The 7,348-nt window shown below is 65.3% G+C and carries 6 protein-coding genes and 1 pseudogene; all 7 read left to right on the top strand.

From position 1 onward, the window contains the following. Window positions 1-242 (top strand): annotated as a pseudogene (locus BTH42_RS35625) (hypothetical protein); the annotation flags it as partial. Continuing rightward, the gene (locus BTH42_RS26335) at window positions 239-1,228 is read left to right on the top strand and encodes a hypothetical protein (protein WP_256702280.1); all 990 of its coding nucleotides are present in this window, start codon (window positions 239-241) and stop codon (window positions 1,226-1,228) included. The pseudogene BTH42_RS35625 and the gene BTH42_RS26335, both read left to right, overlap by 4 nt. 15 nt (window positions 1,229-1,243) lie before the next feature. After that, window positions 1,244-2,758, top strand: coding sequence for a DUF1254 domain-containing protein (locus BTH42_RS26330; RefSeq protein ID WP_256702279.1), 1,515 nt, complete (start codon window positions 1,244-1,246; stop codon window positions 2,756-2,758). 185 nt (window positions 2,759-2,943) lie between these two features. After that, a complete protein-coding gene (locus tag BTH42_RS26325; RefSeq protein WP_256702278.1) occupies window positions 2,944-4,374 on the top strand; it encodes a DUF1254 domain-containing protein in 1,431 nt (476 codons plus the stop codon). A gap of 187 nt (window positions 4,375-4,561) precedes the next feature. After that, window positions 4,562-4,960 carry a VOC family protein gene (locus BTH42_RS26320; protein ID WP_075304102.1) on the top strand — a complete coding sequence of 133 codons (399 nt, stop codon included), beginning with the start codon at window positions 4,562-4,564 and terminating at the stop codon, window positions 4,958-4,960. Between the two features lie 64 nt (window positions 4,961-5,024). Beyond that, window positions 5,025-5,642: a twin-arginine translocation signal domain-containing protein gene (locus tag BTH42_RS26315; RefSeq protein ID WP_075304101.1), complete on the top strand. Its 618-nt coding sequence runs from the start codon at window positions 5,025-5,027 to the stop codon at window positions 5,640-5,642. Between the two features lie 15 nt (window positions 5,643-5,657). Next, window positions 5,658-7,238, top strand: coding sequence for a GMC family oxidoreductase (locus BTH42_RS26310; RefSeq protein ID WP_075304100.1), 1,581 nt, complete (start codon window positions 5,658-5,660; stop codon window positions 7,236-7,238). Window positions 7,239-7,348 lie beyond the last annotated feature (110 nt).

The following is a 7,348-nucleotide window of genomic DNA, read 5'->3' as shown; positions in this document are numbered from 1 at the left end:
CTCCCGGCCCACCGCCGCCTCCACCCGGCCCCTACGGCTGGTACGCCGATCCGGTGGCGGTCGGCGTTGCCGTGGGCGTCACGTCGGCGCTCGTGATCGGCACCGCGGTGGCGGCCTTGCCGCCGAGTTGCAGCGCGGTCGTGGTCAACGGCCTCACGTACCAGCATTGCGGAGCGACCTGGTATCAGCCGCAGTACGTCGGCACCAGCGTGCAATACATCGTGGTGAACGCGCCGCGTTGAACCGGCGAGCGGATCACCGGCGGCGATTATTTTCGAGGGCGGAACGTGGCGGATCCGAAGCCGCGCCGGCTATCCGCGGCGCTATTGCGGTTGATCGCGTATGTGTCGAGCGCCACGCCGGCCGACGCGCCGTCGCGCCGTCGCGATGGATCGATCCCGAAGACGGCCAGTTCGACCTGAGCAAGCGCACACGGCGGCGCCCGCTCGCGCCCGAACGCACGATCGTCGCGCTGCTGTGCGCGGGCATTCACGCCGCGTGCTTTGCGCAAACCGCCGCCGACGATGCAAACAAAAGCAATAACCCGCTGAATCTGGCCGCGTCGTTCAATCTGCAGAACTTCTACACGCCGAGCCTGTTCGGCGTAAGCAGCCACACCAACGACTTCCTGCTGCGTCCGACCATCCCGGTCGGACCGAACGGCTTGATCCCGGTGCCGCAGATTTTCCGTCTGACGGTGCCGGTCAGCACGCGTCCCGATCCGGCCGGCGGCTACAACACCGGGCTCGGCGACATCAATCTGTTCGACATCTTCCTGTTGCACGGCGGCGCGACCGAGATCGGCGTCGGTCCGCTCGTCACGCTGCCCACCGCGACCGATCGCACGCTCGGCACCGGCAAGTGGCAGGCGGGGCTCGCCGCGGTGGTCGTCAATGCGAGCCGGCAGCGTCTGCTCGGCGCGCTCGTGCAATGGCAACACTCGTTCGCCGGCCAGAGCAGCCGGCCGGACGTGCAGTCGCTGACGACCCAGCCGTTCGTGATCTGGAATCTGCCCGAAGGCTGGTACCTGCGCTCGACCGGCACATGGACGTTCGACCTTCAGCACGGCGATTACTACATCCCGCTGGGCCTCGGCGCGGGTAAGGCGTGGAAAAGCGGCTCGACGATCTACAACGCGTTCGTCGAGCCGCAGTACTCGGTCGCCCACTCGGGCAACGTGCCGAAGTGGCAGATCTTCGCGGGCTTGAACATGACGTTCGGAAAGTGACGGACCAACCGGGGAATGACGATGCAAACAGAGAAACGTTTCGCGTGGCGTGCCACGCTGCTGCCGTTGGCGCTGTCCATCGCGTTTAGCGCACCGGCCGCCGCGCAGTCGTCCGCTGTCAATGAGCGCGGCTGGCTGGGCACCGGCACGCTCGACACACGCTATGGCCAGTTCGATTTCAGCGGCGGCTATCCCAGCGCGGATGCCAGCCGCAAACTCGACGATCTGCTGGTATTGAATCGCGCGGTCGAAGTCTATCTCGCGCAAATGCCGGCGGTGTCGTGGTACCGGGTCTGGAAAGGTGTCGGCAGCGCGGCTCAGGGCGCGCCCAACCAGATCGTCGTGTGGGAACAGTTGATGAATGCGCGCACGCTGCTGCTGACCGGCAATTCGGAGACCGTGTACGCAGTGGGCGCGCTCGATCTGAAGCGCGACGGTCCCGTCGTGCTCGACGCACCGCCCAATCTGCTCGGCGGCCTGTCCGATCTGTGGCAAAGCGAGATCGTCGGGATCGGGCCGACCGGCGACGACAAGGGGCGCGGCGGCAAGTTTCTGATTCTGCCGCCGGACTGGCGCGGCACGCCGCCCGCGGGCTACATCGTGAAGCGCTCGCCGACTTATCGCGCGGTGCTCGGCTTGCGCGGTTTTCTGGTGGACGGCAAGCCCGATCGCGCGGTCGCGCTGATCAGATCGGCGCGGCTCTATCCGCTCGCGCGCGCATCCAATCCGCCGCCGATGACCTTCGTCAACGGCTCGAACACCGACATCGACACGCTCTTCAACGACAACTACCAGTACTTCGACGACCTCGCGACGATCGTCGCCAGCGAGCCGGCCGGCATCGTGCCGTCGCATGACCGCTTCATGCTCGCGTCGATCGGCATCGCGCACGACAAGCCGTTCGCGCCCGACAGCGCGCGTCACGCGCTGCTCGACGAAGCCGGCAAACTCGGCGGCGCGATCGCCCGCAACAACACCTTCAACTCGACCGATCCCGCCCGCCTCGTCTACGCGGATCGCCGCTGGGAATGGGCCTTCGTCGGCGGCAGCGCGAGCTGGGATTCGCAGGGCTATCTGAACAGCGACCGGCGCGCGGGTTTTGCGTATCAGGCGATCGGCATGTCGCCCGCGATGGTTCAGCAGGTGGTCGGCGCCGGCTCGCAATACCTGGTCGTCTCGCGCGATTCGAACGGCGCGTATCTGGATGGCGGCAAGAGCTATCGGTTGCATCTGCCCGCGAACATACCGGCGAAGAACTTCTGGTCGGTGGTGGTCTACGACGCGCAGACCCGCTCGATGCTGGCCAACGGCCAGCCGTTCCCAACGGTCAGTCAATACACCGGGCCGGTCGTCAATGCCGACGGTTCGGTCGATATCTTCTTTGCCCCGCAGGCGCCCGCCGGCCATGAGAAGAACTGGGTCCGCACGCTGCCGGGCAAAGGATGGTTCCCGCTGGTGCGCTTCTACGGTCCGCTCAAGCCGTTCTTCGACAAGAGCTGGAAGCCCGATGACATTGTTCCGATGTCCTGAACGTCGCCGCACGGCATCGCTGTGATGCACACGAGCCGCTGCTTGCAGCGAACTTCGAACCCGGAGTGAGTATGTCGAGCCTGTTCAGAATGACTGAAGCTTCACGCGCATGCACCGTTCTCGCCGCTCTCGCCATCACGGCGCTTACGGCATGCAGCGCCGGCGCACCGCCGCCAGGTTACCGGATGACCACGCCGATCCCGCCGCAAATCACAACGCCGCCGGCGGTCGATACCCGCATCGGCAAGCTGTCGTATTTCGACGGCGTGCCCACCGCGCAGACCGCCGATCTCGTGTACGACAACCTCGTCTTCATGCGCGCGGTCGAGGCGTTTCTGAACGGCATCCCGGGCGCGTCGATGGCCGCGCTGCGCGCCGGTCTGCGCGAGGCCGGCGCGACCGGCAGCACGGTCGGCGTATTCGAATCGCTGGCGGATTCCCGATCGCTGTTTCTCACCGCGAACAGCGAAACCGTCTATTTCTTCAACTGGATGGATCTGAAGGACGGACCGGTCGTCGTCGAAACGCCGCCGAACATTCTCGGCGTGGTCGACGACTTCTGGTTCCGCTATGTCACCGACATGGGCAACGCCGGCCCCGACAAGGGCCGCGGCGGCAAGTATCTGTTCGTGCCGCCGGGCTATACCGGCGCGTTGCCCGCGAGCGGATACTTCGTCGTCAGATCGCCGACCTACGGCAACCTGCTGTTCGGCCGCGCGTTCATGAAGAACGGCGACCCGCGCCCCGGCGTGGCCGCGTTGAAGGCGGGCTTGCGCGTGTACCCGCTCGCGCGCGCCGCGCAACCGCCGGCCACCCGTTTCATCGATCTGTCCGGCAAGGTGATGAACACCGTGCACGCGAACACGATCCAGTTTTACGACGAGATCAACCAGATCGTTCAGGAAGAACCCGCGGGCGCGTATGGCCCGGACATGACCGGCCTGTTCGCGTCGATCGGCATGGTCAAAGGCAAGCCGTTCGCGCCGGATGAACGGATGCGGCGGATTCTCACCGATGCCGTGGCGGTCGGCAACGCGACCGCGCGCTCGATCGACTTCGCGAACCGCAACCCCGCCGCGCTGATTTATCCGGACCGGCACTGGACCACGCCGTTTATCGGCGGCAGCTACCAATGGCTGAACGACGGCGCGCGCAACTTCGATGCGCGCACGATGTTCTTCTACGCGGCGACGATCGACACGCCCGCGATGGCGGTGGCGATGCCCGGGATCGGTTCGCAGTACGCGGCGGCCAATACCGACGGCGCCGGACAGCCGCTCGACGGCGGCACGCAGTACGTGCTGCGCGTACCGGCCAACGTGCCCGTGAAGGACCTCTGGTCGGTGGTCGTGTACGACACGCAGACCCGCTCGATGCTGCAAACCGACCAGCAGTTCCCGAGCCTTTCCAGCGAAAAGAACCTGCAAAAGAATCCGGACGGTTCGGTCGATCTTTACTTCGGCCCACAGCCGCCCGCGGGACGGGAGTCGAACTGGATCCAGACGATACCCGGCAAGTCGTGGTTCACGATCTTTCGCCTGTATGGCCCGCTGCAGCCGTGGTTCGATCGAAGCTGGAAACTGCAGGACATCGTTCAATACAAGCCGCGGGCTTGACCGCCGGGGCCGGCTCGAACCTGATCGTCCGGATAGCGCCCGGGCGTCGCCGCGCCGCCCTAAGGGCAAGCCCCAGGCGCGATTTAGCCGGCCATTACCCGGCCTCTGCCGCCGCGCCTAAACTGGCGTCACTGCGCACGATACAAGCCACCCGCGTGGCGGATCGCGCAGACGGAGGAGACACCCGATGCCCAAGCTCATTCACACGATGATTCGCGTGCAGGACCTGTCGCGCTCGCTGGACTTCTACGACAAGGTGTTCGCTTTCAAGGTCTCGCACCGGCTCGACTTCCCCGAGTTCACCCTCGCCTATCTGCGCAACGACGAGGCCGACACCGAACTCGAACTCACCTGGAACAAGGGACGCGCCGAGCCGTACTCGCACGGCGACGGCTACGGTCATGTCGCGTTCGTCGTCGACGATGCGAAAGCCGATCGTCAGCGGCTACTCGACATGGGACTCGCGCCGAACGATCTGCGCGAATTTCATGCGGACGACGGCGCGCTGATCGCCCGCTACTTCTTTATTCAGGACCCCGACGGCTACAAGATCGAAGTACTGGAAAAGCACGGCCATTATCGTTAGCTATCCTGCACGGCGGCGCGCGTCGCCGACCCACGGCGCGAGACCAATAGAAACGGAGACAACCATGAACCCCACGATCATTCCGATCGCTCGCGACCCGGATGGGCACGCGCTCGATCCCGCGCTGCGCATCAAGCTCACGCGACGCGAACTGCTGAAAGGCACCGGCGTGCTGACCGGCACGCTGGCGCTGTCGTCCATCCTCGCGATGCTCGCGCCGAGCCGCGTATGGGCGCTCGAACTGCAAGGCCTCGACACCCATCAGGGCGACGTGCTGCTCGCGTTCACGCGTCAGATCTACCCGCATGCGACGCTCGACAACGCGGTCTACGCGCTCGTCGTCAAGGACCTTGACGGCAAGGCGCAAAAGGATCCGGCCGTGCGTCAGCAACTGGCCGACGGCGTCAAACAGCTGGACACCACCGCGGGAGGCGCCGACTGGTCCAAGCGCGACAGCGCGGCGCAAGCGCGCGACGTCGCCGCGCTGGCCGGCACGCCGTTCTTCACGACGGTGCGCAGCACCGCGGTCGTGTCGCTCTACGCGAATCCGCTCGCTTATCAGCACTTCGGCTACGGCGCGTCGGAGGGCGACGGCGGCTACCTGGACAAGGGTTTCAACAACCTGTCGTGGCTGCCCGATCCGCCGGCCGATGCCAGCGGCCCGATCCCGAAAGACAGCTAAGCGAGGAGACCGATCATGGATCTGAACCAGAAGCACTTTGCGCTTACCGACAGCAACGTGGTCGTCGTGATCGGTTCGGGCGCGGGCGGCGGGACGCTCGCGAACGAACTCGCGCAGAAAGGCATCGACGTGGTCGTACTGGAAGCCGGTGCGCTGCATACCCAGGCCGATTACGTGACCGACGAATGGGGCTCGTTCCAGCTGCTGTCGTGGCTCGACAAACGCACGACCTCGGGCAACTGGCGCATCGCGAAGGATTTTCCGAATCTGCCGACATGGATCTGCAAGACGGTGGGCGGCACCTCGACGCACTGGGCCGGCGCGAGTCTGCGCATCCAGCCGCACGAGTTCAAGGCGCGCACCGTGTACGGCGACATTCAGGGCGCGACGCTGCTCGACTGGCCGCTCACGCGCGCGGACCTCGATCCGTACTACGACCGCGCGGAAAAGAAGCTCGGCGTGACCCGCACCAACGGACTGCCGGGGCTGCCCGGCAACAACAACTTCAAGGTGATGTCGGCCGGCGCGATGAAGGTCGGCTACAAGCAGTGCAACACCGGCCATATGGCGATCAACAGCACCGTGCGCGACGATCGCAGTCACTGCTTTCAACGCGGCCTGTGTTTTCAGGGCTGCCGTACCGGCGCGAAATGGTCGACGCTGTATACGGAACTGCCGCGCGGCCAGGCGACCGGCCACCTCGAACTGCGTCCGCAAGCGCACGTGGTGCGGATCGAGCACGACGCGCGCGGCAAGGTGACCGGCGTGCTCTATTACGACGCGCAGGGCAAACTGCAACGCCAGAAAGCGCGCGTGGTCGCGGTCGCCGGCAACACGATCGAGACGCCGCGGCTATTGCTTAATTCGCATTCCGGAAAGTTCACGAAGGGCCTCGCGAACTCGTCCGACCAGGTGGGCCGCAACTATATGCGCCACACGACCGGCTCCGTGTACGCGACCTTCGACCAGAAGGTCGAGATGTACAAGGGCACGACGATGGCCGGCATCATCGAGGACGAGGCGCGCAACGATCCGAAGCGCGGCTTCGTCGGCGGCTATCACATGGAGACGGTGTCGCTCGGCTTGCCGTTCTATGCGGCGTTTCTGAATCCGGGCGCATGGGGGCCGTCGTTTACCGACGCGATGGACCACTACGCGAATACCGCCGGAATGTGGATCGTCGGCGAAGACATGCCGCGCGCGAATAATCGCGTGACGCTCAACGACAGCGTGAAAGACCAGTACGGCCAGCCGGTGCCGAACGTGCATTTCGACGACCACCCGAACGACGACGCGATGCGCGAGCACGCGTTCAAACAGGGTTCCGCGGTGTACGAAGCGGTCGGCGCGAAGACCGTGTACCGCGTGCCGCCCTATCCGTCGACGCACAACCTGGGCACCTGCCGGATGAGCGCGAAGCCGGAGGAAGGCGTGGTCAATGCGCATGGCCAGACGCATGACATCCGCAATCTGTTCGTGTCCGACGGCAGCCAGTTCACGACCGGCGCCGCCGAAAACCCGACGCTGACGATCGTCACGCTGGCGATCCGTCAGTCCGATTACATCGCGGAGCAGATGAAGCGCAGAACGATCTGATGAGGGATCGAAGAAGGCTCGCCCCGGTTGCGCCAACCCGCTTCAGCAACGCGGCGTTTGCGTGGCCGGGGCGCTCTGGCGTATGTTTATGGCCAGGCGTTTTTCCACTC

The organism is Burkholderia sp. SRS-W-2-2016 (genome assembly GCF_001931485.1).
Classification (GTDB): Bacteria; Pseudomonadota; Gammaproteobacteria; order Burkholderiales; family Burkholderiaceae; genus Paraburkholderia.
The sequence above is the reverse complement of the archived record's forward strand: the minus strand, read 5'-3'. Positions and strand labels throughout refer to the sequence as shown.

Bases quoted from the DNA above. Each gene is read 5' to 3' on its own strand.
- BTH42_RS26330 (WP_256702279.1), top strand. From the start codon at position 1,244: ATGACGATGCAAACAGAGAAACGTTTCGCGTGGCGTGCCACGCTGCTG.
- BTH42_RS26320 (WP_075304102.1), top strand. From the start codon at position 4,562: ATGCCCAAGCTCATTCACACGATGATTCGCGTGCAGGACCTGTCGCGC.
- BTH42_RS26315 (WP_075304101.1), top strand. From the start codon at position 5,025: ATGAACCCCACGATCATTCCGATCGCTCGCGACCCGGATGGGCACGCG.
- BTH42_RS26325 (WP_256702278.1), top strand. From the start codon at position 2,944: ATGACCACGCCGATCCCGCCGCAAATCACAACGCCGCCGGCGGTCGAT.
- BTH42_RS26310 (WP_075304100.1), top strand. From the start codon at position 5,658: ATGGATCTGAACCAGAAGCACTTTGCGCTTACCGACAGCAACGTGGTC.